This is a genomic window from Kitasatospora sp. NPDC041917 (assembly GCF_055589745.1).
Genome location: NZ_JBVJBI010000032.1, coordinates 53,072 through 77,288, shown reverse-complemented (window position 1 = coordinate 77,288; position 24,217 = coordinate 53,072). Strand labels below are relative to the sequence as shown.

25 protein-coding genes are annotated in these 24,217 nt (G+C 72.4%); 2 read left to right on the top strand and 23 right to left on the bottom strand.

What is annotated here, in order from left to right:
• Nucleotides 1-56: 56 nt before the first annotated feature.
• From ACZ6EM_RS30350 to rpsB, 5 genes are all read right to left on the bottom strand, one after another.
• Nucleotides 57-1,562 (bottom strand): phosphatidate cytidylyltransferase, encoded by a 1,506-nt coding sequence (locus tag ACZ6EM_RS30350; RefSeq protein ID WP_465773712.1) that lies wholly within the window; start codon nt 1,560-1,562, stop codon nt 57-59.
• Nucleotides 1,562-2,119, bottom strand: coding sequence for a ribosome recycling factor (gene frr, locus ACZ6EM_RS30345; RefSeq protein WP_359900627.1), 558 nt, complete (start codon nt 2,117-2,119; stop codon nt 1,562-1,564). The genes ACZ6EM_RS30350 and frr overlap by 1 nt, the downstream gene beginning before the upstream one ends.
• Before the next feature lie 98 nt (nt 2,120-2,217).
• On the bottom strand, nt 2,218-2,982 hold the full coding sequence (pyrH, locus tag ACZ6EM_RS30340; protein WP_329929692.1) for a UMP kinase: 765 nt from the start codon (nt 2,980-2,982) through the stop codon (nt 2,218-2,220).
• A 261-nt stretch (nt 2,983-3,243) separates the two neighbouring features.
• The gene (gene tsf / locus ACZ6EM_RS30335) at nt 3,244-4,083 is read right to left on the bottom strand and encodes a translation elongation factor Ts (RefSeq protein WP_189923571.1); all 840 of its coding nucleotides are present in this window, start codon (nt 4,081-4,083) and stop codon (nt 3,244-3,246) included.
• Nucleotides 4,084-4,212: 129 nt separating this feature from the next.
• Nucleotides 4,213-5,097, bottom strand: coding sequence for a 30S ribosomal protein S2 (gene rpsB, locus ACZ6EM_RS30330; protein WP_401048734.1), 885 nt, complete (start codon nt 5,095-5,097; stop codon nt 4,213-4,215).
• 764 nt (nt 5,098-5,861) lie between these two features.
• On the opposite strand from rpsB, the gene ACZ6EM_RS30325 reads away from it, so the two are divergent.
• The gene (locus ACZ6EM_RS30325) at nt 5,862-6,488 is read left to right on the top strand and encodes a peptidoglycan DD-metalloendopeptidase family protein (RefSeq protein ID WP_465773711.1); all 627 of its coding nucleotides are present in this window, start codon (nt 5,862-5,864) and stop codon (nt 6,486-6,488) included.
• Nucleotides 6,489-6,531: 43 nt separating this feature from the next.
• Here the strand turns inward: ACZ6EM_RS30325 and ACZ6EM_RS30320 are convergent, their stop codons facing one another.
• The 18 genes from ACZ6EM_RS30320 to proS form a co-directional block, all read right to left on the bottom strand.
• Complete coding sequence (locus ACZ6EM_RS30320; RefSeq protein WP_465773718.1) at nt 6,532-7,122, bottom strand: TetR/AcrR family transcriptional regulator; 591 nt, start codon at nt 7,120-7,122, stop codon at nt 6,532-6,534.
• A gap of 139 nt (nt 7,123-7,261) precedes the next feature.
• A complete protein-coding gene (gene whiG / locus ACZ6EM_RS30315) occupies nt 7,262-8,095 on the bottom strand; it encodes an RNA polymerase sigma factor WhiG (protein WP_401051450.1) in 834 nt (277 codons plus the stop codon).
• A 559-nt stretch (nt 8,096-8,654) separates the two neighbouring features.
• Nucleotides 8,655-9,851, bottom strand: coding sequence for a DNA-processing protein DprA (dprA, locus tag ACZ6EM_RS30310; protein WP_465773710.1), 1,197 nt, complete (start codon nt 9,849-9,851; stop codon nt 8,655-8,657).
• Nucleotides 9,848-11,572 carry a YifB family Mg chelatase-like AAA ATPase gene (locus ACZ6EM_RS30305; RefSeq protein ID WP_465773709.1) on the bottom strand — a complete coding sequence of 575 codons (1,725 nt, stop codon included), beginning with the start codon at nt 11,570-11,572 and terminating at the stop codon, nt 9,848-9,850. Before ACZ6EM_RS30305 ends, dprA begins: the two co-directional genes overlap by 4 nt.
• A gap of 1 nt (nt 11,573) precedes the next feature.
• Entirely contained in the window at nt 11,574-12,077 is a 504-nt protein-coding gene (locus ACZ6EM_RS30300) for a YraN family protein (RefSeq protein ID WP_387693677.1), read from the bottom strand.
• A 168-nt stretch (nt 12,078-12,245) separates the two neighbouring features.
• A complete protein-coding gene (locus ACZ6EM_RS30295) occupies nt 12,246-12,572 on the bottom strand; it encodes a DUF2469 domain-containing protein (RefSeq protein WP_030056781.1) in 327 nt (108 codons plus the stop codon).
• Between the two features lie 55 nt (nt 12,573-12,627).
• Complete coding sequence (locus ACZ6EM_RS30290; RefSeq protein WP_380543377.1) at nt 12,628-13,101, bottom strand: NUDIX hydrolase; 474 nt, start codon at nt 13,099-13,101, stop codon at nt 12,628-12,630.
• Between the two features lie 112 nt (nt 13,102-13,213).
• Entirely contained in the window at nt 13,214-13,966 is a 753-nt protein-coding gene (gene lepB, locus ACZ6EM_RS30285; protein WP_380633069.1) for a signal peptidase I, read from the bottom strand.
• Nucleotides 13,967-14,126: 160 nt separating this feature from the next.
• Complete coding sequence (gene lepB, locus ACZ6EM_RS30280) at nt 14,127-15,131, bottom strand: signal peptidase I (protein ID WP_465773708.1); 1,005 nt, start codon at nt 15,129-15,131, stop codon at nt 14,127-14,129.
• A gap of 242 nt (nt 15,132-15,373) precedes the next feature.
• The gene (lepB, locus tag ACZ6EM_RS30275; RefSeq protein ID WP_465773707.1) at nt 15,374-16,126 is read right to left on the bottom strand and encodes a signal peptidase I; all 753 of its coding nucleotides are present in this window, start codon (nt 16,124-16,126) and stop codon (nt 15,374-15,376) included.
• 190 nt (nt 16,127-16,316) lie between these two features.
• Nucleotides 16,317-17,315: a signal peptidase I gene (gene lepB, locus ACZ6EM_RS30270; RefSeq protein ID WP_465773706.1), complete on the bottom strand. Its 999-nt coding sequence runs from the start codon at nt 17,313-17,315 to the stop codon at nt 16,317-16,319.
• 77 nt (nt 17,316-17,392) lie between these two features.
• The gene (gene rplS / locus ACZ6EM_RS30265; protein WP_030306736.1) at nt 17,393-17,743 is read right to left on the bottom strand and encodes a 50S ribosomal protein L19; all 351 of its coding nucleotides are present in this window, start codon (nt 17,741-17,743) and stop codon (nt 17,393-17,395) included.
• Between the two features lie 154 nt (nt 17,744-17,897).
• On the bottom strand, nt 17,898-18,716 hold the full coding sequence (gene trmD, locus ACZ6EM_RS30260; protein ID WP_401048424.1) for a tRNA (guanosine(37)-N1)-methyltransferase TrmD: 819 nt from the start codon (nt 18,714-18,716) through the stop codon (nt 17,898-17,900).
• 131 nt (nt 18,717-18,847) lie between these two features.
• Nucleotides 18,848-19,447 carry a ribosome maturation factor RimM gene (rimM, locus tag ACZ6EM_RS30255; protein WP_465773705.1) on the bottom strand — a complete coding sequence of 200 codons (600 nt, stop codon included), beginning with the start codon at nt 19,445-19,447 and terminating at the stop codon, nt 18,848-18,850.
• 164 nt (nt 19,448-19,611) lie between these two features.
• Nucleotides 19,612-19,851 carry an RNA-binding protein gene (locus ACZ6EM_RS30250; RefSeq protein WP_030056773.1) on the bottom strand — a complete coding sequence of 80 codons (240 nt, stop codon included), beginning with the start codon at nt 19,849-19,851 and terminating at the stop codon, nt 19,612-19,614.
• A gap of 2 nt (nt 19,852-19,853) precedes the next feature.
• Nucleotides 19,854-20,282: a 30S ribosomal protein S16 gene (gene rpsP / locus ACZ6EM_RS30245; protein WP_045700219.1), complete on the bottom strand. Its 429-nt coding sequence runs from the start codon at nt 20,280-20,282 to the stop codon at nt 19,854-19,856.
• Between the two features lie 341 nt (nt 20,283-20,623).
• Complete coding sequence (locus tag ACZ6EM_RS30240) at nt 20,624-21,202, bottom strand: hypothetical protein (RefSeq protein ID WP_359822362.1); 579 nt, start codon at nt 21,200-21,202, stop codon at nt 20,624-20,626.
• A gap of 571 nt (nt 21,203-21,773) precedes the next feature.
• Nucleotides 21,774-23,186, bottom strand: coding sequence for a proline--tRNA ligase (proS, locus tag ACZ6EM_RS30235; protein WP_380543398.1), 1,413 nt, complete (start codon nt 23,184-23,186; stop codon nt 21,774-21,776).
• A 189-nt stretch (nt 23,187-23,375) separates the two neighbouring features.
• Between proS and ACZ6EM_RS30230 the strand changes: the two genes are divergently transcribed.
• Nucleotides 23,376-24,200 (top strand): class I SAM-dependent methyltransferase, encoded by an 825-nt coding sequence (locus tag ACZ6EM_RS30230; protein WP_387736623.1) that lies wholly within the window; start codon nt 23,376-23,378, stop codon nt 24,198-24,200.
• Nucleotides 24,201-24,217: the final 17 nt, after the last annotated feature.

Genomic DNA, 24,217 nt, shown 5'->3' with positions numbered 1-24,217 from the left:
AGGGCCCCGGACGCCAGGCGTCCGGGGCCCTCCCTGGTACGTCTCGTACGCGCCGGTCAGCTGCCGACGAACGCGGCCAGCAGCAGCCAGACCACCGGGGCGGTCGGCAGGAGCGAGTCCAGCCGGTCCATGATGCCGCCGTGGCCGGGCAGCAGCGTGCCCATGTCCTTGATCCCGAGGTCCCGCTTGATCATCGACTCGCCCAGGTCGCCCAGGGTCGCGGTGACCGCCGCGCAGCCGCCCAGGATCAGGCCCTGCCACCAGCTGCCGCCGTCGATCATCAGCTGCATCAGCAGCGCGCCCGCCAGCATCGACAGCGCGATGCCGCCGGCCAGGCCCTCGCGGGTCTTGCCCGGGCTGATCGTCGGGGCCAGCTTGGTCTTCCCGAACTTGTAGCCCACCGCGTACGCGCCGGTGTCGCTGCAGATCGTCACGATCAGGAAGAGCACGATCCGCTGGGGGCCGTCGTCGGCCGCCAGCATCATCGCCACGAAGGTGGCCAGGAACGGCACGTAGAAGGCCGTGAACACGCCTGCCGTTATGTCCCGCAGGTAGTCCTCCGGCGGCTCGGCCATCCGCCAGACCATCACCGCCAGCCCGGTCAGCGCCAGCGCGGCGGCCGCCCACTGGATGCCGGACCAGTAACCGGTGGCGACCATGGCGACGCCGCCCACGACCAGCGGGATCAGCGGCGCCTTGATCTGCTTGCGCTCGGAGAGCCGGCTGGTCAGCTCCCAGACGCCGACCGCGACCGCGGCCATCACGACGACCAGGAACAGCGCCTTCACCACGAACAGCGAGGCGACGATCACCGCCCCCAGGCCGACGCCCACGCCTATGGCGGCCTGGAGGTTACGGCCACCGCGCTGCTTGCGCGGCTGCGGCTGCGGGGCGGACTGGGCGGCCACGGGTGTCTCCTGCCCTGGGTGGGACGACGGCACGAAGTGGGGCTGCCCGGCCGCCAAGTGGTTCGCCGGCGGCGCGGGATGCACCGGTGCCCCCGGGTGCGGCGGGGTGCCGCGGCCGGGGGCGGGAGGGACGTCGTCGGATATCGCGCGCAGCACGACCGTCTCCGTCACGCCCGGCGGCGCCGGCTCGGGCTGATCCTCCCGGAACAGCGGGCCGTTCAGCCGGCCGGACTCCCTGCCCTGCCCCTCGGCGGGCCCGGCCGGGCCACCGGTGGCGGTCCGGCCGTGGGCCGGGGGCCGACCGTGGACGGCGGACCGGCCGTGGGCGGGCGCGCCGGGCGGCGGACCGGGCTCGGCCGGCACGGGAGGCATGACCTGAGTCTCCTCCGCGTCGCCGCCCCAGTACACCGGAGGCTGCTGCGACTGATCCGAACGGAGGCCCGGCGCCCCGTGGGCGACGCCCGGCGCACCCGGGGGCACGGCGTGGCCGCCCGGGTGGCCGGGGTGTCCCTGGGCCGGCGCCGGCTGCGCGCCGTACCCCGGCACCGGATGGGCCGGGGTACGGGCGGCCTGCGGGTGCGGCGCCGGATGGTGGGGCTGGAACTGCTGGTCGGACGGGCCCCAGTAGCCGGGGGCGTCAGGGGCGTCGTTCATCAGACCTCGAGCAGCTCGGCTTCCTTGTGCTTCAGCAGCTCGTCGACCTGGGCCACGTACTTGGCCGTGGTGTCGTCGAGCTCCTTCTCGGCGCGGCGGCCGTCGTCCTCGCCGACCTCGCCGTCCTTCACCAGCTTGTCGATGGCGTCCTTGGCCTTGCGGCGCACCGCGCGGATCGACACCTTGGCGTCCTCGCCCTTGGTGCGGGCGATCTTGATGAACTCCCGGCGGCGCTCCTCGGTCAGCTCGGGCAGCACCACGCGGATGATCGAGCCGTCGTTGGACGGGTTGACGCCCAGGTCGGAGTCGCGGATCGCCTGCTCGATGGCCTTCAGCGCGGTCTTGTCGAACGGCGAGACGACCGCCATCCGCGGCTCCGGCACCGAGAAGGAGGCCAGCTGGTTGATCGGCGTCACGGCGCCGTAGTACTCCGCGACGATCTTGGCGAACATCGCCGGGTGCGCACGGCCGGTGCGGATGGCCGCGAGGTCGTCCTTGGCGACGCCGACGGCCTTCTCCATCTTCTCCTCGGCCTCGAGGAGGGTCTCTTCGATCACTGTGGTCTCCCTGTCCGGTTCATCTGCTGTTGTCCCGACCGGTGTCGGCGCGGTGGCCGGTCCCGGCGTCGGCGCCGTCCAGTACGGCTGGTTGCTGCTCAGGCCCGGACAGAATCCTGGCTGATGAGTGTGCCGATCTTCTCACTCTTCACCGCGCGCGCGATATTGCCCTCCGCCAGCAGTTCGAAGACCAGCATCGGAAGGTTGTTGTCCTTGCACAGCGTGATCGCGGTGAGGTCGGCGACCTTGAGGTCGCGTGCGATGACCTCGGAGTACTCCAGCGCGTCGAACTTGACCGCGTCCGGGTTCGTCCGCGGGTCGGAGTCGTAGACGCCGTCCACGCCGTTCTTGCCCATCAGCAGGACGTCGGCGTGGATCTCCAGGGCGCGCTGGACGGCCGTGGTGTCGGTGGAGAAGTACGGCATGCCCATACCGGCGCCGAAGATCACCACACGGCCCTTCTCCAGGTGCCGGACGGCCCGCAGCGGCAGGTACGGCTCGGCGACCTGGCCCATGGTGATGGCCGTCTGGACCCGGGTCTCGATGCCCTCCTTGACCAGGAAGTCCTGCAGCGCCAGGCAGTTCATGACGGTGCCGAGCATGCCCATGTAGTCGGAGCGGGCCCGGTCCATGCCGCGGACCTGGAGCTCGGCGCCCCGGAAGAAGTTGCCGCCGCCGATGACCACCGCGACCTCGGTACCGGCACGGACGACGGTGGCGATCTCCCGGGCGATCGCGTGCACGACGTCCGGGTCGACGCCGAGCCCGCCGCCACCGGCGAAGGCTTCACCGGACAGCTTGAGCAGCACCCGGCGGCGCGAGCCGTCCCTGGGGTCCTGCGCGGTCTCCTGCGTCTCCTGCATGGACTTCTCCTTTTTGCACCTACTGGTCACAGGCGCGGGTGTGCGGATGCCCCGCCTGCGCGTACACGAGAGGAGGCCACTGCCGCGGGAACCGGTTCGGTGTCCTGCACGGCAATGGCCTCCTCGTCGTTCATGGTGCCGACGCGAGCCCGCCCGTTGGGGATAGGCGCGGGGTGAGCCCGTTCGGCGTTCCTCCCGCCCCGATCAGCGGGCGGGGGCGGTTCCCAGCGTAAAGGGGCCGGGGACCAGGTGGAACGTGGCTCAGGCGCCGACGCGGAAACGCGCGAAGCGCTTGAGGGTGACGCCGTTCTCCTCGAGGACCTTGGCGACGGTCTTCTTGTTGTCCTTCGCGAAGGCCTGCTCCAGGACGGAGAACTCCTTCACGAAGCCGGTGACGCGACCCTCGACGATCTTCGGCAGGGCGGCCTCCGGCTTGCCCTCCTCGCGAGCGGTGGCCTCGGCGACGCGGCGCTCGTTCTCGATGTCCTCGGCCGGGATGTCCTCGCGGGACAGGTACTTCGGGGCGAAGGCGGCGATGTGCTGCGCGACGTCCTTGGCGACCTCGGCGTTCTCCTTGTCCAGCTCGACCAGGACGCCGACGGCCGGCGGCAGGTCGGGGCTGGTCTTGTGCAGGTAGACTGCGACGAAGCCGTCACCGTCGAACTGGGCGAAGCGGCGGAAGACGATCTTCTCGCCCAGGGTCGCGTTGGCCTCGTCCACGAACTGCTGGACGGTCTTGCCGGCCTCGATCTCGGAGGCCAGGGCGGCGTCCAGGTCGGCCGGGGCGGTCTTGGCGACGTGGGCGGCGATGGCGTCGGCGACCTTGACGAAGTTGTCACCCTTGGCGACGAAGTCGGTCTCGCAGTTCAGCTCGACCAGGACGCCGGACTTCTTGTCCTCGGCGATCAGCGCGGCGACGGCGCCGTTGGAGGCGTCGCGGCCCTCGCGCTTGGCGACGCCCTTCTGGCCCTTGATGCGCAGGAGCTCGACGGCCTTCTCGACGTTGCCCTCGGCCTCGTCCAGGGCCTTCTTGCAGTCCATCATGCCGGCGCCGGTGAGCTCACGGAGCTTCTTGACGTCCGCGGCGGTGAAGTTCGCCATGGTGTGAATCTCTTCTCGCGTCTCGCGTGTCTGCGTGGAGTGGCGCCGGGACCGATGGTCCGGTCCCGGCGCGGGAGAGAGGGGCACCCGCCGGCTTCGTACCGGCGGGTGCCCCTCACCCTTGGTACGTCAGGCCTGCTCGGCCGGCGCCTCGGCCGCGGGGGCCTCCTCGGCGGGCGCCTCGGCGGGCGCCTCGGCGGCGGGGGCCTCGGCGGCGGCGGGGGCCTCCTCGGCCTTCTTCTCGCCCTCGATGAGGTCCTTCTCCCAGGCGGCCAGCGGCTGGTCGGCACCCGGCTCGGCCTTGGCGTCGCCCTTGGCGACACCGGCGCGGGACTTGAGACCCTCGGCCACGGCGTCGGCGATCACGCGGGTCAGCAGGGTGACGGAGCGGATCGCGTCGTCGTTGCCCGGGATCTTGTAGTCGACCTCGTCCGGGTCACAGTTGGTGTCGAGGATGGCGACGACCGGGATGTTGAGCTTCCGGGCCTCGCCGACCGCGATGTGCTCCTTCTTGGTGTCCACGATCCAGACGGCGCTGGGAACGCGCTGCATGTCGCGGATACCGCCGAGGGTCTTCTCCAGCTTGTCGTGCTCGCGCTGGAGGACCAGGAGCTCCTTCTTGGTCAGGCCGGAACCGGCCACGTCCGAGAAGTCCAGCTCGCCGAGCTCCTTCAGGCGCTGGAGGCGCTTGTAGACGGTCGAGAAGTTGGTCAGCATGCCGCCGAGCCAGCGCTGGTTCACGTAGGGCATGCCCACGCGGGTGGCCTGCTCGGCGATGGCCTCCTGGGCCTGCTTCTTCGTGCCGACGAAGAGGACGCTGCCGCCGTGGGCAACGGTCTCCTTGATGAACTCGAAGGCGCGGTCGATGTAGTTCAGCGACTGCAGGAGGTCGATGATGTAGATGCCGTTGCGCTCGGTGATGATGAAGCGCTTCATCTTCGGGTTCCAGCGGCGGGTCTGGTGACCGAAGTGGACGCCGCTCTCCAGCAGCTCCCGCATCGTGACGACGGCCATTGCCGTGCTCCTTGGTGTTACGGCCCGGCGGCGGCACTGCCTCGCAGCGATCGCCCACAGCCGGGTCAGGCTCGGTTTGTCCGTGGCGGCCAGGTGACAGCCACGCCTGACGCCCCGAACGTGCCGAGCCGCTTGAACCCTCCCGGCCCGGGGGCCGGTCGAGCTCGGCGGACCGAGCGGCACTCGCACCTGGCGGGGCTGCGGACGAACCGCGTCCGACCGCCGGTGGCGGGGCGTGCGAAGTCGACCCGGTGGACCGGGTCGCGTGTGAAGTGTACGGGAAGCGCCGAGGCGCGAGCGACTCCACGCGTGGCCGGGGGCCCGCCGAAGACCTGGGGGGAGCCCGGAGAACGGCCGGGGTGGACGGGTTTCGGTGGGGGTGCGGCGGGGCTCCGGCGGGGTCCCGGTGGGGGTGCGGCGGGGTCCCGGTGGGGGTGCGGCGAGGTCGGTGCGGGGCCGGGCCGGGGTCCACGGGCCGCTGCGGGAGCGGAGCCGGGGGTGGGCGTGCGACAGGGCGCGGGGGTGGGGTGCGAGCGGGGGGGTGCGAGCGGGGCGGGCGCGATGGCGGGTGCGGGCTCGGGGGCAGGCGCGGGCTCGGGTCAGGCGGCGGCCGGCACGCGGTCCGTCGGCGGCGGGCCGCTTGTACACCGGATGGTGGCGTTCGTACACCCGTCAGGGGGATGGCGGTCGGGCGCGAGGACGGTTTGTCCACAGGAATCCGAATGCGGGTGGTGCTGGGGAGACCGGGCGGCGAGCCTGCGGGCATGACTGGTCGCGGGTGGTTCGACGGGGTGTCCGTGGTGGTGAAGGTGATGACGGTGGTTCTCGTGCTCGCGCTCAGGCCGGCGGGGGCTTTTGGCGCCGTCGGCGTCTCGGGGGCGTCGGGCGCCGTCGGGGTTTCGGGACGCACGGGTGCGGCCGACCCCCCGGGCTCGGGTGGCGGGGCCGGGTGGGGTGGAGCGCGCGCCTGGCCGGTGGGCGGGCCGGGCGGGGTGCTGGGCCGCTTCGAGCCGCCGGCGAAGGTCTGGGCCGCCGGGCACCGGGGGGTGGACCTCGCCGCCGAGCCGGGGGTGGAGGTCCGGACGGCGGCTCCCGGAGTGGTCGCCTTCTCCGGACTGGTGGCAGGGCGGCCGGTGGTGACCGTCGCCCATCCCGGTTCGGGCACTCCCCCACTGCGGACCACCTACCTGCCCGTTGCCGGCACTGTCCCGGTCGGCACCCCGGTGGCCGCCGGACAGCCGATCGGGCTGCTCGCTCCGGACAGGCGCCACTGCGCCGGGCGGGACTGCCTGCACTGGGGGCTGCTGCGCGGAAGCCGCTACCTGGACCCGCTGGCCCTGTTCGGCGCGGGCACGGCGCGACTGCTGCCGTTGAGAGGCACGGACGGGTAGGACCGGGGCCGAGGTCAGGCCCGGGACCGGGCCAGGTTCAGGTTCAGGTTCCGGGGTGGACGAGTCCGTGCAGCACCATCGCGACGGCGGCGTCGGCGATCTCCTCGGGGCTCTCGGTCGCACAGCCGGTGCGGCCTCTGGCCGTGGCCTGCTCGGCCCTGCGGGTTGCCGCCTCCACGACGCCCTGGACCAGGGCCGCGGCGAGCCGGGGCTGCGCGTGGCCGAGGTCCTCCAGTGTCCGGCCGACCAGACCGGCCAGCCTGCCGTGCGCGGCCCTGATCCGCTCGCGCGCGGCCTCGTCGAGCTCCAGTGCCGAGATCGCCACCACCGCCCGGTGCCGGGGGTCGGCGGCCAGCGCCAGCTGGCCGCGGACGTAGGCCTCGATCCGCTCGACGGCGGTGTCGCAGCTCTCCATACCGGCCTCGATCTCGGCTGCCCAGAGCGGGAGGTCCACCTCGCAGAGCGCCTCGACCACGGCGGCGCGGGAGCGGAAGTACTCGTAGACCGAGGAGCGCGCCAGCCCGGTGCGCGTCGCGAGTGCGGGGAAGGTCAGGGCCTCCATGCCACCCTCGGTGAGCAGGATGCGGGCAGCATCGAGAAGCGCTGCGCGCTGGAGCTGGCGATGCTCGGCCACCGTGGCCGCTCGGATCTTCGGCACGCTCCCACTCTACGGAGCCATACCTCCGGCCGGTACGGCGCCGCGCATCGGAAAGATGCCCGGGCCCCACGCGCGGCTTCCGGCGGCCAGGTGTCGACGCCCGGGCGCCGACGCCCTATCGGATGTCCGACAGTTTGGCGCGCAGCTGGAGGACGGACTTGGTGTGGATCTGGCTCACCCGGCTCTCCGTCACCCCCAGCACCTGTCCGATCTCGGCAAGGGTGAGGCCCTCGTAGTAGTAGAGCGTCACCACCGTCTTCTCCCGCTCGGGGAGGGTGTTGACCGCCTGGGCCAGCAGCCTGCGCAGTTCGCGGTCCTCGGCCACCTCGACCGGGTTGTCCGCGCCGTGGTCCTCCAGGGTGTCCATCAGGCTCAGCCGGTCGCCGCCCTCCCCCACCGGGTGCAGCAGTTCGTCCAGCGCCACCACGTTGGCCAGCGACAGCTGGCTGAAGATGGCGTGCAGGTCCTCGATCGCGATGCCCATCTCGGCCGCGACCTCCGGCTCGTGCGGCGTCCGGCGCAGCCGGGCCTCCAGCGTCGCGTACGTCCGCTCGACCGCCTTCGCCTTCTGCCGTACCGAGCGCGGGATCCAGTCCAGGGCACGCAGTTCGTCGATGATCGCGCCGCGGATGCGGCTGATCGCATAGGTCTCGAACTTGATGGCGCGGCCGATGTCGAACTTCTCGATCGCGTCGATCAGCCCGAAGACCCCCGAGGAGACGAAGTCCGCCTGTTCCACGTTGGAGGGCAGACCGACCCCGACCCGCCCCGCCACGTACTTGACGAGCGGTGAGTAGTGCAGGATCAGCTGCTCCCGCAGCCGCTGGTCCCCGCTCTCCTTGTAGGAGCGCCAGAGTTCCTCGAGCGCGGTGCGGCCCTGGGCCGCGGCCTCCCGGGCGTCCTGCCCCTGACCTCCGTCCGCCGCCCTCTCCCGGTGGGGCGGCGACACCGGCGAGGCGAAGGCCGGGGAGACGGCGCTCCTGCCCGACGCACTACCGGACGACCGGGGCGCACCGGCCACTCCCGCGCCGGGGGGCACCCCGGCGGGTGCACCGGCAGGCGCGCCGGCGGAGCCTGCCGCGTCCGCGCCCTGGACCGGCTCGGCACCCCGGGCCGCGTCCGTAGGCTGGGGCGCCACCGCCGGCCGCCCGCCCTGGCGCGACAGGCCTCCCATCGTCCCCGCCGACTTGGCCGGGAAGTCGGGCACGGGGCGCCTCTCGGTCCGCGGCCCTCCCGAGGACCGAGCGCCACCGGTCACTCTGTGTCCGGGAATGTGTGTGGGCATGCGTTGGTCTGCGCCGTTCTGCCGAGTCATGTGCTGATAGGGAAGGCATGTGGAGCGTAGCGTGACCGACTCACTGCAAAGCGCTACCGCCACTCGGTCGTCCCCCGATCCGGTGGCGTTCGCACACCGGATCCGGGCGACGAACAGGAGAACGGATCGGCAGGTCAGCAGGGCGGCTCCGACGTGCGTTCCCTCGACGCGAGCGCGTTCTCCGTTCCGGCGATCACCTCCTGCGCACCACGCGCCAGTGCGCGCCGTGCCGCTCCACGTAGCCGAGCGAGCCCAACTCGTAGAGCCGTTGAAGGACTTCGTCCGGCGGGAGACCGGACTGCCGGGCCAGTCGCTCGACCGGGGCGCCCTCCGGCGTCGCCGGTACGGCTTCCAGCACCCGGGCGACCGCCGGCTCCAGCAGGTCGCGCGGGAGCACCGGACCGCTGCGCTGCGGTGCCAGATCGTCCCCGATCGCCCCGATCAGCTCGGTGATCTCGGCCGCGTCGGTGACCAGGACGGCGGCTCCGCTGCGGATCAGGGCGTGCACCCCGGCGGAGAAGGCCGAGGTCACCGGGCCCGCGACGCCCATGGTGTGACGGTTGAGGTCCCGCGCCCGTCTGGCCGTACTCAGGGCGCCGCTGCGCACCGCCGCCTCGACCACCACCGTTCCCCGGGTGAGCGCCGCGATGACCCTGTTGCGCAGGACGAAGCGGAAGCGGTTCGGGTGCTCCCCGGGCGGGAGTTCACTGACCAGCAGACCCTGGACGCCGATCCGCCGGATCAGTTCGGCGTTGCCCTTGGGGTAGGCCACGTCGACGCCGCAGGCGAGCACGGCGGCGGTCATTCCGCCGACCGCGAGTGCCCCGCGGTGTGCGGCCGCGTCGATCCCGTAGGCCGCTCCGGAGACCACCATCCAGCCGCGCTCGGCCAGTTGGGCCGACAGCTCCCCCGCGACATGGGCGCCGTAGGCGGTGCAGGCGCGGGAGCCCACCAGCGCGACCGAGCGGAGCGCGAGCAGCCGCAGCGAGCCGGTACCCGCCACCCAGAGCCCGACCGGACGTCCGTCACCCAGGTCGTCGAGTTGGCTGGGCCACTCGGTGTCCCCCGGAATGATGAACCGTCCACCGACGTCCCGTACCCGTTTCAGGTCCATCTCCGGGTCCAGGCCCGGGAGCCGCGCCTGGTACCCGGCCAGTCGGGTGGCGTCCAGTCCGGGATGGTCGGGCACCGTCCCGTCCCGGATCGCCTCGACCACGTCGACGGCGGAGAGTTGGCCGAGCCACCGGCCGACCACCGCGTCCCCCGGTTCGCTGAGCCGGCCGATCAGCACCCGGGCGAGGCGCTCGGGCTCGGGCCCGTCGTTGGTTGCGGCACCGGCCACGGCCTCGGCCGCGCCGGGAATTCGAGGTTGCCTCAGCAGCTGGTTCATGCCTCACCCTTCTGGTTCCGCGAACGGTCGTCGAGCGCCCCGGGCGTCCTGGGCGTCGCGGACCAGCCGTCCTCCGGACTGTCGCGCTGTGCCGGGATTCCGCCGCACCGGCCGAGGACCCGCTCGGCCAGCGGGAGTCCGTGCTCCACGCCGGTGCGCAGGACCAGCGCGGTGCGCACGTCCCGCTGGTCCGGCCGGTCGCGTCCGGCGAGGTCGGCGACCGTCCAGGCGACCCGGAGCACCCGGTCCAGGCCCCGGGCCGTCAGCAGCCCCCGCTCCAACTGCCGCGCGGCGTCGTTGAGCGCGCCGGGCCCGAGCTGCCAGCGGGTGCGCAGTTCGTGGCCCGGCACCTCCGCGTTGGTCCGCCACGGGGTGTCCGCCAACCGGGCCGCCGCCCGCTCACGCGCGGCCAGCACTCTGGCCGCGACGGTCTCGGTGGTCTCCGCCGTGGTGTCCCGTTCCATGAGCTCGACCCTGGTCACCGGGGCCACCTGGACCTGGAGGTCGACCCGGTCCAGCAGCGGCCCGGAGAGCCGCCCCTGATAGCGGCTGACCATGGCCGGGGTGCACTCGCAGCCCTCGCCCCGCCGCGAGTACCGGCCGCACGGACAGGGGTTGGCCGCCAGGCAGAGCAGGAAGCGGGCCGGGAGCCGCAACGAGCCGGCCGAGCGGGCGATCACCACCTCGCCCGCTTCCAGCGGCTGGCGCAGCGCGTCGAGCACCCGGACCGGGAACTCCGGCGCCTCGTCCAGGAAGAGCACGCCCCGATGGGCCAACGAGACCGCCCCCGGTCTCGGCAGACCGCTGCCGCCGCCGACGATGGCCGGCATCGTCGTGGAGTGGTGCGGAGCGCAGTAGGGCGCGGTGTCGATCAGTGGACGCCCGGCCGGGAGCAGCCCGGCCACCGAGTGGACGGCGGTGACCTCCAGTGCCTCCTTCTGGGTCAGCGGCGGGAGCAGCGAGGGCAGCCGCTCCGCCAGCATCGTCTTGCCCGCCCCCGGTGGGCCCTTCAAGTAGAGGTGGTGGCCTCCGGCAGCGGCGATCTCCAGGGCCCGCCGGGCCTCGTACTGGCCGGCCACATCGGCCATGTCGAGCCGGGCCGCCCGGTCGTCGGGCAGGCCCCGCACCCCCGCGCTGGGCAGCATCAGACCGGCCATCAGCGGATCCGGCCGGCCGCCGATCGGGTCGGGCGGGTCCTCCGGCGCCTCCGCGCCGGTCAGGGTGGCGACGAGCTGGCGCAGGCTGCGGACGCCGATCACCGTCACCCCGGGAACGAGCGAGGCCTCGGGCGCGGTCTGTTCGGCGACCACGACCCGCTCGTACCCCGCGTCGGCGGCGGCCAGCACCGACGGCAGCACCCCCCTGACCGGCCGCACCCGGCCGTCCAGCCCCAGCTCGCCGATGATCAACAGGTCGGCGATGGCGGCGGGGTCGAGCCGTTCCGCGGCGGCCAGCACGGCGCAGGCGACCGCGAGGTCGAAGCCGCTGCCGCTCTTGGGCACCGAGGCGGGGCTGAGGCCGACCGTCAGCTTGCGCTGCGGCCAGGCCTCGCCGCTGTTCACGACCGCGGCACGGACCCGGTCGCGGGCCTCGGTGAGCGCCTTGTCGGGCAGGCCGACCAGGGTGAACGCCGCCACCCCGGGCTCCAGATCGGCCTGGACCTCGACGATCACTCCGTCGACGCCGACCAGCGCGACGGAACAGGTACGGGCGAAGGCCATCTCAGACCACCCCCCGCAGGTGGTCGACCAGGGCCGCACCCCGCGCCCGGTTGACCACCGCGACCAGGTCGATCCGCACTCCGCCCGGTGGGGCGGGCGGCCATTGCGGATCGGTGGGCCCCGGGTCGTAGCCGGGCCCGGCCAACTCCGCGAAGTGACCGGGCCAGCGCTCGGCCATCCAGCGCTCGGCCAGGCGCTGCAGTCGGGCGGCCTTGGCCCGGTCGATGGCCTCGGTGGGCTGCTGGAACCCCCGCTCGGAGCGGGTCTTCACCTCGCAGACCGCCACGGTGTCGCCGTCGAGGGCGACGATGTCCAGCTCGCCCTCGACGCAACGCCAGTTGCGGTCCAGGATGCGGAGCCCGGCCTCGGTGAGGCGGCGGGCGGCGACCCGCTCCCCGTAGCGGCCGAGCCCGTTCTTGGTGCTGCGCTCCGGGATCGCCCGCGGGGCCTTCCCGGCTGCGGCCGTGTCCGGTACTGCCTGGTCCTGCACGACGGTGTGCTGCATGGTGACCACCTCCGCCGAGGAGGCTGCACCAAGGTGCGCGCCGAGGCCCGGGAATTCCCTGTCCCTGTGGACAACCCGGGCCTGTGGACAACTTTTGTCACCCGCAGGAGTGAGAAGCCCCGTTCCTCCCGAAATCGGCTGGACAACGCGGGACGGAGTCGTTCAACGTCAGTTCCCGAAGCCGGACTCGTCCGAGGGCAGCTCCAGGTCGCTCTTCGCGAGTTCCTCGATGTTCACGTCCTTGAAGGTCAGCACCCGGACCTTGCGGACGAACCGGGCCGGCCGGTACATGTCCCAGACCCACGCATCCGCCATCGACACCTCGAAGAACACCTCGCCCTGGACCGAGTGCACCTGCAGCTCGTAGTCGTTGGTGAGGTAGAACCGTCGCTCGGTCTCGATCACGTACTTGAACAGGCCGACGACGTCCCGGTACTCCCGGTAGAGCTTGAGCTCCATCTCGGTCTCGTACTTCTCGAGATCTTCGGCACTCATCCAGGCGTCCCCTCAACTTGTCGCGTCCACCCATTGTGGACCACCGCACCCACGGTCAGAGCCGTACCGGATCCACCGGCGGGCCCTCGGCCAGCAGCCGCTCCAGGAAGTCCGCCAGACCGGGCGGATAGACCGTCTCGGCGGTCCCCCTCAGTTCCTCGACCGTCCACCAGCGCGCCGCGAGCAACTGGGCGTGCTCGTCGGCGCCCATGCCCGAGTGGTCCAGCCCCGTCTCCGTGGTCCGGGCCAGGTGGAACCACTGCTCCTGCTCGTAGCGCTGTCCCTGAAAGGAGAACGACACCGTGCCGTACGCCACCAAGGGCCCCAGGTCCACACCCCGCAAGCCGGTCTCCTCGGCGAGCTCCCGCTCGGCGGCCCCGCGCACGTCCTCCCCCGGCTCCAAGCCGCCTCCGGGCGTGAACCACCACGTCTCGCCCGGGGTGGCCGGATCGGCCCCCAGGAAGAGGAGGATGCGGTCCAGCCCGTCCAGCAGCAGGATCCGCGCCGCCCTGCGGCGCCGTGCTGTCATGGCAGCGCTCCACGCTCCTTCCGTCCGCATCGGTGGCGCTACCGATCCTGCCACCCGCCGCGGCCGTCCGGGGCGATGTTCGGCAGAGCGGCCCGCCGGGCGACGGTCCCGCTCAGGCGCCGCGCCCCCGGAGCCGGCGGGCCAGACCCGCCACCCCGCCCACCACCGAGGTCACGAGGATCAGCGCCGCGCCCGCAACGGCGGCGGCGGCGAGGGGCCCCAGCGGCCCCGGCTTCGAGGCCTTCGGGCCCGCGAAGCCGTCGAAGTCCGTGACCCGGTCGAGCAGGCCCATGCGGCCGAAGGGCAGCACCGTGGCCTCGACCCTGGCCTCGACGGCCTCGGCCGGGACGGTCCCGTCGTCGACCTCCAGGTGGGTGCGGGAGTCGAGCGAGCCCATCCGGTTGTCGCCGAGCAGGAACAGCCGGCCCTGCGGCACGGTCACGCTGAACGAAGCGCCCTGGCGGCCCTGCGTCGCGAGGTAGGGCTCGTCCACCGGCTGCCCGTTGACCGTCAGCCGGTAATCGGCCCCGGTGGTGGCGACGGTGTCCCCGCCGACCGCGACCACCCGCTTGACCATGAGCTCACCGCCCCAGGCCTGGTCCCGGAAGACCACCACGTCGCCCCGCCCGATGTCGCCGCCGCCGACCTTGCGGGCGAGCACGGTGTCGCCGGCGCGCAGGGTCGGGTGCATCGAGGCGGTGGGGATCTTGTACGGCCGGTAGTCGATCGCGATCAGGGCGAAGCCGCCGACCATCAGCACCAGCCCCAGCGCCAGGGCGACGCCCTGGAGCACCGCGGCGGCCCCGCGGCGCCCACGGGCGGGTACCGGAGGGCGGTCGACCGTCTGCTCCACGACACTGCTCATCGACACCGTCCACCTCTGGCCGACCGGAGAACACCACTGGCACGCCGGAGGCACGGGCGGAAAAGCCGACGGGCCGTGGCACGTCCGAGCAGATTACTCGTCGGTACCACGGCCCGCGCAAGAGCCGGGGCCAACCCGGCGGAACACGATCCGGTGGAGCTCAGGACTCCTTGCGGTGCTCCGCCCGGCCCCGCACCCGACGGACCAGCGGGAGCAGGGCGACGGCCCCCACCGCACCGGCCACGGGGGGCGCCATCGGCGCGGCCGCCGCCAGGCCCTTCTGGTCGAAGGTCTCCGGCACCGGCAGCGTGGACCAGTGGCTGATCGGCCAGGCCACCACGAACGCGCGCCCGATCACGTTGTCCACCGGGACGGTGCCGCCACCCGGCTGGTCCATGTGGAAACGGGAGTCCAGCGAGTTGGCACGGTGGTCACCCATCACCCAGATCCGGTCCTTGGGCACCTTGACCGGGCCGAAGGGGTGGTCACCGCAGGGGGTGTTGCCCGGGTAGACGTACGGCTCGTTGAGGGCGACGCCGTTGACCTTGACCGGCCCCTCGCCCTCGCACTCGACGGTGTCCCCACCGACCGCGATGACCCGCTTGATCAGGTCCTTCTCGTTGGCGGAGGGCATCAGACCGACGAAGCTGAGCACGTCCTGCACGCCCCGGAGGAAGGCGTTGCTGCTCTGCTGGGTCGGCTCGTCGCTCAGCCAGCCGCCCGGGTCGTGGAACACCACGACCTCACCGCGCTCGGGCTCGGCCCCGAACCACGGGGTCAGCTTGTCCACCAGGACGCGGTCGCCGACCTGCAGCGTGTTCTGCATCGATTCCGACGGAATGGAGAACGCCTGGACGAAGAACGTCTTGATCACCAGCGCGAGGATCAGCGCGATGCCGACCAGGATCGGCAGTTCCTTCCAGAACGAGCGCGGCTTTCGCGGCTTGGAGGGAGCCTCCGACTCCGATCCGTCCGCGGACTCGGCCCCCGCGCGCGAGGAGTCCGGGGAGTCCTCCGAGCCGGCACCCTGCCCGTCAGCGGTCTGCGCCGCCGCGTCCTCGACCGAGGCCGAGGAGGCCGCGGACTCGGCGGACCGGTCCGCCCGACGACCTGGGCCCTCGGGCTCTCCGGCGCCTGATCGGGCGCCGATCACCAAATCCCCCACAACGTCTCCTCCCTGCTGTGCGGACGCCCGCGCGCCCGCGCTCAGAGTGCCGCACAGCGGGCACCACGCTCACCACGACCATGAACGCCTCAGGGCTGCCCACCGCGGACTCCCCCGACACCAGCACGGCCTCGGCACACGGCCGGGACCACTCCCGGCCGCACCTGCACTTCTCTATCACTCCCAGGCATCCGGCTCGCGGTCCCACACGCGAGGCCCGTCCGGTCGACGGCCGGCGCTGCTCACTCCGGAGGCCGCCCCGACCTGCGCGCGACGAACGGAAGGATGCCCAACACACCCATAACGAGCGGGGGTTCCGCAGGAACCGGCCCAACGCCCACCGGCTCCGCGGCAGTTCCGCCGGCCTGCGGCATCCGGGCGAGAGAGGAGAGTGAACCTGGCGCATCGAGTTGATGGAAACGGTCCAGCGGCCAGGCGATCACGAACGCGCGGCCGACCACGTCGCTCAACGGGACCGTCCCCTGGCCCGGATTGCCCATGTGGAAACGGGAGTCGGCGGAGACGTCCCGGTGGTCGCCCATGACCCACAGCCGTCCCTGTGGCACCTGCACCTTGAAGGTCTGCCGGGACGGCGGGTTGCCGGGCGCGAGATAGGACTCCTCCACCGGACGACCGTTGACGCTGAGGCGCCCCTGTGCGTCGCAGCACTCGACGGTGTCCCCGCCGACGCCGATCACCCGCTTGATCAGGTCCTGCTCGTTGTCGGAGGGCAGCAGTCCGACGAAGGTCAGCACCTGTTTGGCCCCGCCCAGCACCGGGCCGTCGCCGGACGGCTTCCGGTCGCGCTCCAGCCAGCCGCCCGGGTCCTTGAACACCACGATGTCGCCGCGCTGCGGCTCACTGCCGAACCAGGGAGTCAGCTTGTCGACCAGTACCCGGTCCCCGATCTGGATGGTCTGCTCCATCGAGCCCGAGGGGATCACGAACACCTGGATCAGGAAGGTCTTCATCACCAGCGCCACCAGCAGGGCCACCAGGACGATCAGAGGCGCCTCACGCACCAGCGAGCGCTTGCGCCGACCGGCCGCCTTGCGGGCACTGCGACGGCGCTCGGCCCGGCCGCGTGTCGGCGGGGCACCGGTCGGCCCCGAGCCGGCCCCGCCGTCCTGCCCCGGTTCCGCGGTCGCCGCTCCCCCGGCGGCCGGACGGTCGGCGAGCCGTCCCCTACCCCTGGTCCCCATGACCACCCGTCCCCGCAGTCGGGGCGAAGGCCGCGGGCCGGTCCAGGCCGGTCCAGCGCGAGAACGGGTAGACCACCCAGTCCGCCCTGCCGATCACCTTCGCCTCGGGCACGAAGCCGCCGCCGGGCTCGCCGAGGTGGTCGCGGGAGTCCCGAGAGGCGCTGCGGTGGTCACCCATCACCCACAGCTTGCCGGCGGGCACGACGATGTCGAAAGCCACGCTCGACGGGTCGTCGCCCGGGGACAGGTAGGAGGTCTCGTCGATCGGCACGCCGTTGACGGTGATCGGCGCGCCCGGGCCGGTGCTGGTCACCCGGTCCCCGCCGACGCCGATCACGCGCTTGACGTAGACGGTGTTCCCGGCCGGGGCCAGACCGAGGTCCTGGGCGAACGAGCGCAGGCCGTCCCAGAAGCCGGGCGGCTTCGCCGACTCCCGGAGGAAGGAGCCCGTCCCGTCGAAGACCACGACGTCGCCCCGGCGGGGGTGGCCGCCGAAGGCGTAGGCGAGCTGGTTCGCGACCAGCCGGTCGCCCGGGCGCAGGGTCTCCTCCATCGACCCGGAGGGCACCGAGAACGGACGCGCGACGAAGGCGTTCACCAGCAGCAGGGCTGTCAGGCAGATCCCGGCCACCAGCAGCAGGTCGCGCGAACGCGAGTGCCCCGGCTCCTCGTCCTGCTCCGGTCCGTCGTCTCCGCAGCCGCCCGTCCGTTCCCCGACGCGTTCAGGGCCCTCGGCCTGCTCCGGTGCCTCAGTGCGCTCCGGTACCTCGGCATGCTCCGGCCCGCCGGTGGCCGCCGGCCCGCCGGTGGCCGCCGGGCCCGCGACAGCCTCCGGGCCGTGGACACCACCCGCCGCGGCACCCCCGTCGTCGTCGACCCCGGCGGCACCGCTCCCGGAAACGACCGCGGACCGCGACAGCGAGTCCGCACCGGTGGGTGCGGGACTGCCGTCGCGGTCCGCGGGTGGTTCGTGCGTGCTCATCGGGGGGTGAGCTTACCTTGCGGTCGTTCGCCCCCCTCGGAGCGTTCCGATCCCCGGCGAGGCCGGGGGCCGGTGGATCAGCGGTCGCGCTTCTCCTTGATCTTCGCGGCCTTGCCGCGGAGGTCACGCAGGTAGTACAGCTTGGCGCGGCGAACCGCACCGCGGGTCACGACCTCGATCTTCTCGACGACCGGGGTGTGCACCGGGAAGGTGCGCTCCACGCCGACGTTGAAGCTGACCTTGCGGACGGTGAAGGTCTCACCGATACCGGCGCCGTGGCGGCGGATGACGACGCCCTGGAAGACCTGGACACGGGAGCGGTTGCCCTCGATGACCCGGACGTGAACCTTCAGGGTGTCACCGGCGCGGAAGGCCGGAATGTCGCTACGCAGCGAGGCCGCGTCGACAGCAGCGAGCTTGTTGCTCATGTTGCTCTCCATCGCAGGCGCCACGGGCCGCCCACGGAAAATCGTCACAATGGGGTTTGCTGCGGGCCGCATCGGCTGACGACGATCCCCCCGTGGCGAGGGCGCCGGTCCACGTGTCCCCTAAGGAAGGGAACCAGCGACAGACAACAGCCGCCTATTCTTCCACATCACCGGCCACGGACCGAAATCGGCCGAGCCGCTCGTCCCAGGCCAGGCCGAGGATGCTCAGCGCCTCCCGCTCCTTCTTGTCGAAGGCTCCGTACTGCCAGCGCTCGACCAGGTCGGGCCGGTTCGCCAGGGTCCGGGCGAAGGCCTGCTCGCGGCGCCAGCGGGCGATCCTGCCGTGGTTGCCGCTGAGCAGCACGTCCGGCACCGTCCGGCCGCGCCACTCGGCGGGCTTGGTGTAGACCGGGCCCTCCAGCAGGTCGGCCATCGCGCCCGGCGCGAAGGAGTCGTCGCGGTGGGACTCGGCGTTGCCTAGCACCCCCGGCAGCAGCCGGGCGATCGCCTCGACCATCACCAGCACGGCGACCTCGCCGCCGGCCAGCACGTAGTCGCCGATCGAGGCCTCGACCACCGGCATCCGGGTGGCCGCTTCCTCGATCACCCGGCGGTCGATGCCCTCGTACCGGGCGGGGGTGAAGGCCAGCCACGGGCGCCCGGCCAGTTCCTGGGCGAGCTCCTGGGTGAACGGTCGCCCGCTCGGCGTCGGGACGATCAGGGTGGGCACCTGCCCCTCGGGGCCGCCGTCGATCACCGCGTCCAGCGCCTCGCCCCACGGCTCGGGCTTCATCACCATGCCGGGGCCGCCGCCGTACGGGCTGTCGTCGACCGTGCGGTGCACGTCGTGGGTCCACTCGCGCAGGTCGTGGACGTGCACGTCCAGCTGGCCGCGGGCGCGGGCCTTGCCGACCAGCGAGACGTCCAGCGGCTCCAGGTACTCGGGGAAGATCGTGACGACGTCGATCCGCATGCCGCTCCGCGCGCCGCCGGACCCGGCGTCGTCCGCCCCGGCGCCGCTCGTGACCGCACCGCTCGTGACCGCACCGCTCGACACGGCGCCGTCGGCCGCCGGAACGTCCGCCCCGGTGTTCTCCTCCGCGGTCACTGCGACTCCTCCGAGCCCTCGGCGTCGTCGGCACCCTCAGCGGTCTCAGCGCCCTCGGCCGAGGAGGTCCCCGCGACGTCGGCCTGCTCCGGGTCGATCAGCCCGGGCGGCGGGGTGATCACGGCGCGCTGGTTCTCCAGATCGATGGTCGGCACGATCTGGCTGACGAAGGGCACCAGCACCTCCGTCCCGTCGGCCTTCCTGACCGTGAGCAGGTCCTGGTAGGGCAGGTGGAAGACCTCGGTCAGCTCGCCGACCAGGGTGCCGTCCAGCAGCACCACGTCCAGGCCGATCAGCTGGTGGTCGTAGTACTCCTCCGGGTCCTCGGGGCTCTCCTCCGGGTCGACCTCGGAGATGAGCACGGTGCCGCGGAGGGCCTCGGCCGCGTTGCGGTCCTTGACGCCGGCGAAGCGCAGCAGCAGCCGGCCGCTGTGCACCCGGCCCGACTCGACGGTCAGCGGCCCGACCGACGCGGGGTCGGTGAGCACGACGGCACCGGGGCCGAGCCGGAGTTCCGGCTCGTCGGTGCGGACCTCGACACTGACGTCCCCCCTGATGCCGTGGGCACGGCCGATCCTGCCGACGACGAGCTGCACGGTGATCGTTCTCCTGGAGTTCCTGAGCCGAAACGAAAAGCGACGGCGACGGGCTGCGAAGCGATGATGCGAGGGAAATGCGGAGGGAAATGCGAAAAGGCCGACCGGGACGACATGCGTCCCGGTCGGCCTCACAAGCCCTGACGGCTGAACGAGCAGCAGCGTCAGCGAATGTTGTCCACGTCGACCAGGTCGACCCGGACGTTGCGACCGCCGAGGGCGCCGACCACGGTGCGCAGAGCGCGCGCCGTACGGCCGCCCCGGCCGATCACCTTGCCGAGGTCATCGGGGTGCACTCGCACCTCGATGGTGTTACCCCGACGCAGGTTGCGCGAGCGCACCTGCACCTCGTCGGGGTGCTCGACGATGCCCTTCACCAGGTGGTCGAGGGCGTCCTCGATCACGATCAGGCCTCGGCGGCGGCGTCGGCCTCGGCCTCGGCCTTGTCCGACTTCTTGGCCTTCGGGGTGATGGCGACACCGGTGGTGGCGTCCTCGAAGCCGGCAACGGCCTTCGCGAACAGGTGCGAGAAGTCCTCGACCTTCGGCTCGGCGACCTTCAGCGGCGCCGGGGCCGGCAGGCCCTTGAACTTCTGCCAGTCGCCGGTCAGCTTCAGGATGGCGAGCACCGGCTCGGTCGGCTGGGCGCCGACGGACAGCCAGTACTGGGCGCGGTCGCTGTCGACCTCGATCTTCGAGGGGTTGTAGGTCGGCTGGTAGATGCCGATCTCCTCGATCGCGCGGCCGTCACGCTTGGTGCGGGCGTCGGCGACGACGATGCGGTAGTGCGGGGAGCGAATCTTGCCGAGACGCTTCAGCTTGATCTTGACTGCCACGGGAGTGGATTCTCCTGGTGTTGACGTGGGTGAGCGGGCTCGCCATCGCGTGGGGTTGCGCGGCGGACCGTTCAAGGGACACGCCAGCCGTAGGAGAGAGGGGTCCTGCTCGGCTGCCGAGTACTCAGCTGTCCATTCTGCCACATCGGCGAGAACCGCCTGCACGCGGGACCGGGAGCCCGGTCAGAGCTCGACCGGGAGCCCCCGCTCCCGGTCCAACCCGAAGACGTCACCGCTGTCCTGCTGTACCGCTCATTCGGTACCGCTCACTCTGCTCGCCCGGTGTCGCTCATTCCGGCCGGACCGCTGCCCGCACAGCAGCCCGCCGGGACGTCGAACGACTAAGCGATCTTGAACGGCTGCTGGCACGCGCCGCAGACGATGGACGCCTGCGCGAGCACCGACGGAACGACCCGGACGTTGCGCCCGCAGCCGCAGACCGCCTTGACCCGCACGCCGCCCCCGGAGGAGCCGTGCCGGGCCGCCGGGCCGCGGAAGGCGCGCGTCGCGCCGTCGCCGGCCACCGCCTCCTGGTGCGCCCCGAGGGCACGGTCCAGGCGCTCGATGGTGTCGGCGTACCGCTCCTGCGTCTCCTTGAGCATGGTCACCTGGGAGAAGCCGCTGCTCGCGTGCGGCTCGACCGGGTGCGCCAGGCCCAGCTCGGAAGCGAGCATCAGGAAGCGCCGGTTGTGGTAGCGGCCGGCCCGCGAGGTGTCCCGGATGTCCCGGGCCGCGGCCAGACCGTGGGCGGCCTCGTGCAGGAGTCGCTCGAAACCGAGCCGTGTCCCGCAGGCCGAGGAGGACTCACCGATCAGCGCCTCGGGCGAGGCGAGGTCGGGGAGGTCCTGGTGGTAGGCCTGGATGTCACTCCAGGCGGCGGCCAGTTCGGCCGCGAGAACGAGGGGCTGTGTCGTGCTCACGCTAGACCAACGATGGAGTGCGAGCCGATGTTCCGCATGTTCTCGTTCCCGGGGAATTCACAGGGAACTCCCAGGAATGCAAGGCCGCGCGCGAATTGCGCGTTCCGGATCTGACGCAAGACCAACCCCCTGCCGGTTTCGGCCCGTCGCGAGGTCGGCGGGCCTGGTTAATTTCCGTCCGGGGAGCGGGCTGTCGCCACCCAGGACGTACGGCCCGTGGGCCTGCCGGATTGACAGGGCCACGGGCCGTACACCGTACCGCTATTCCGTTAATACCGGGAGTTGACCGGCCAGTAGGGATGTCCACCGCGGGGACGCACCGGAGGAGTTACCGGATTCTTACCCTTCCGCATTCCGGGCAAATGTCGCCGCTGTCGGTCATTACCCGCGGACGACGGACGTCCGGCGGACATCAACAGGACATCCACCGAACACCGAACGCCCGTCGGGGCGCACCCGTGACGGCCGCACGCCCGGAACGGACGCACGCCCGCAACAAGCGCGCCCCCGGAGCGGACCCGAACCCGGGACAAGCGCCCCCGGACGGACGACGGCGCGCCCCGGACGGACGTCAGTACGCCCGGGCGACGATCGCGATGTTGCCCTCCTGGTCGTCCGCCGCCGGCACCGAGCCGTCGGCCGCGACGATGCAGCGCACCGTGACGCCCTGCTCGGCCAGCTTGGCCTCGCCCTCCGCGCCGAGCTCGGCCCAGGAGATCCGGCCCCAGCCGGTCGCGGCGGCCTCGATGGCCTCGTCGATGGTCTTGACGTCGACCGTGCGGGACTCGCGGCGCTCGCGGGACTGGCGCAGCAGCAGCGCCTGGTCCTCCTCCAGCACGCCCGGGACCAGCGCGACGAGGGAGTCGATGGAGACCGGCTCCTTGCCGCCCGGGATGCGGCGGGCCAGCATCGCGGTGCCGTTCTCCAGGTCGCGCGGGCCGACCTCGATGCGCAGCGGAACGCCCTTGAGCTCCCAGTCGACGGCGCGGCGGCCGAACGGGGTGTCGGTGCGGTCGTCGACCACCACCCGGATGCCGGCGGCCTCCAGCTGGGCACCGATCTCGCGGACCTTGGCGATGACCGCGTCGTCGCCCTTGATGGCCAGCACGACGGCCTGGACGGCGGCCAGGCGCGGGGGCACCCGCAGGCCGTTGTCGTCGCCGTGGGACATGATCAGGCCGCCGACCATGCGGGTCGAGACGCCCCAGGAGGTCTGCCAGACGTACTCGCGCTCGGCGCCCTGCAGCTGGTAGGTGGTGTTGAACGCCTTGGCGAAGTTCTGGCCCAGCTCGTGGCTGGTGCCCATCTGCAGGGCCTTGCCGTCGCCCATCATGCCCTCGAGGGTGAGGGTGTTGATGGCGCCGGCGAAGCGCTCCTTGGCGGTCTTGCGGCCGAGCACGACGTCGATGCCGAGCACGTTGGTCATGAAGTCGCCGTAGACCTGGGTGTGGATCATCGACGCGTAGGCGCGGGCGTCCTCGTAGGTGGCGTGGGCGGTGTGGCCCTCCTGCCAGAGGAACTCGGTGGTGCGCAGGAAGACGCGCGGGCGCAGCTCCCAACGGACCACGTTGGCCCACTGGTTGATCAGCAGGGGCAGGTCCCGGTGGCTCTGCACCCACTTCGAGAAGTACTCGTTGATGATCGTCTCGGAGGTCGGCCGGACGACGACCGGCTCCTCCAGCTGCTTGCCGCCGCCGTGGGTGACCACCGCGAGTTCGGGGGCGAAGCCCTCGACGTGCTCGGCTTCCTTGGTCAGGTAGGACTGCGGGATGAACATCGGGAAGTAGGCGTTCTGCGCGCCGGCCTTCTTGATCCGCGCGTCCATCTCCTGCTGCATCCGCTCCCACAGGCCGTAGCCGTACGGTCGGATGACCATGGTGCCGCGCACCGGACCGTTGTCGGCCAGCTCGGCCTTGTTGATGAGGTCCTGGTACCAGCGCGGGAAGTCTTCCGCCTGAGGGGTGAGAACGGGTGCCTTAGCCATGGGGCGAATGGTACGGGGCCCGGGGCCCCGGTTTCGAATCGGTATCACCGGACGGGGGCGCACCACCGCGACACGCGCGCACCACCCTGCACCCCTCTGGACGCCGGGCCCGACCCGCTGTTCGCTGGTGTGGGGCGGGACTTTGGGGGAGCCGTAGCAGCACACCGAAGGACCGGATGGGAGGCCGCCGTGGCTTCAGCTCGGACGACCGGCACGACCGCACGACCGACGGGCGCACGCCCGCACCACCCGCGGACCGGGGCCGCCCGCCCCGCGCGGGCGCGCGACTGGGCGGAGATCCAGGAACGCATGCTGGTGCCGCTCTACGAGGCGGTCTACGACCGGCTGGAGGTCGGCCCGGCGAGCAGTGTGCTGGGCCTGGGCTGCCGGTCCGGGCTGGCCCTGCTGCTCGCCGCCGGGCGGGGTGCCCAGGTCGCCGGGCAGGAGCCGCGGGAGGAGCTGCGCGAGCTGGCCCACGACCGTCGGCTGCGGGTGTGCGCGGGGGCTCGGACAGCGTCCGCCGTCCCCCGCTCGGCCCATTCGCTGGTGACGGTTTTCGAGCAGCTGCCCGGTGCCGCCGGGTCCGGCCCGGTGGTCGCCGAGGCCGCCCGGCTCACTCTCCCGGGCGGGCACGTGGTGCTGGCCGCCTGGGGCCCGCCGGAGCGCTGCGAGAGCGCCGCGGTGCTGGACGTGGCCCGGCGGATGGCGGGCCGGACCACCGCGCGGGACCCGTTCGAGCTGAGCGCGCCGGGCGCCCTGGAGGACCTGCTCGCCCCGGCCGGGTTGCGCCCGGCCGGCAGCGGCCGGGTGAGCTGCCCGTTCGCGTACGCCGACCTCGACAGCGCCGTTCGCGGCCTGCTCTCCACCGGTCTGTTCGATCCGGCCGAGGAGTTCTCCGGCGCCTCGCTGGTGGCCAAGGAGTTGGAGGAGGCGCTCCAGCCGCATCTGCGCGCGGACGGCACGGTGCGGATGGAGAACCTGTTCCGCTACCTGGTCGCCGAGCGGCCGCGCTAGCAGGGGCGGGGAGACGC

Coding starts and splice junctions, on each gene's coding strand:
- dprA (WP_465773710.1), bottom strand. CDS start 9,851: ATGAACCAGCTGCTGAGGCAACCTCGAATTCCCGGCGCGGCCGAGGCC.
- rpsB (WP_401048734.1), bottom strand. CDS start 5,097: ATGGCCGTCGTCACGATGCGGGAGCTGCTGGAGAGCGGCGTCCACTTC.
- lepB (WP_380633069.1), bottom strand. CDS start 13,966: ATGAGCAGTGTCGTGGAGCAGACGGTCGACCGCCCTCCGGTACCCGCC.
- ACZ6EM_RS30305 (WP_465773709.1), bottom strand. CDS start 11,572: ATGGCCTTCGCCCGTACCTGTTCCGTCGCGCTGGTCGGCGTCGACGGA.
- tsf (WP_189923571.1), bottom strand. CDS start 4,083: ATGGCGAACTTCACCGCCGCGGACGTCAAGAAGCTCCGTGAGCTCACC.
- ACZ6EM_RS30290 (WP_380543377.1), bottom strand. CDS start 13,101: ATGACAGCACGGCGCCGCAGGGCGGCGCGGATCCTGCTGCTGGACGGG.
- ACZ6EM_RS30325 (WP_465773711.1), top strand. CDS start 5,862: ATGACTGGTCGCGGGTGGTTCGACGGGGTGTCCGTGGTGGTGAAGGTG.
- ACZ6EM_RS30295 (WP_030056781.1), bottom strand. CDS start 12,572: ATGAGTGCCGAAGATCTCGAGAAGTACGAGACCGAGATGGAGCTCAAG.
- ACZ6EM_RS30350 (WP_465773712.1), bottom strand. CDS start 1,562: ATGAACGACGCCCCTGACGCCCCCGGCTACTGGGGCCCGTCCGACCAG.
- rplS (WP_030306736.1), bottom strand. CDS start 17,743: ATGAGCAACAAGCTCGCTGCTGTCGACGCGGCCTCGCTGCGTAGCGAC.
- pyrH (WP_329929692.1), bottom strand. CDS start 2,982: ATGCAGGAGACGCAGGAGACCGCGCAGGACCCCAGGGACGGCTCGCGC.
- lepB (WP_465773706.1), bottom strand. CDS start 17,315: ATGAGCACGCACGAACCACCCGCGGACCGCGACGGCAGTCCCGCACCC.
- ACZ6EM_RS30300 (WP_387693677.1), bottom strand. CDS start 12,077: ATGCAGCACACCGTCGTGCAGGACCAGGCAGTACCGGACACGGCCGCA.
- proS (WP_380543398.1), bottom strand. CDS start 23,186: ATGGCTAAGGCACCCGTTCTCACCCCTCAGGCGGAAGACTTCCCGCGC.
- trmD (WP_401048424.1), bottom strand. CDS start 18,716: ATGCGGATCGACGTCGTCACGATCTTCCCCGAGTACCTGGAGCCGCTG.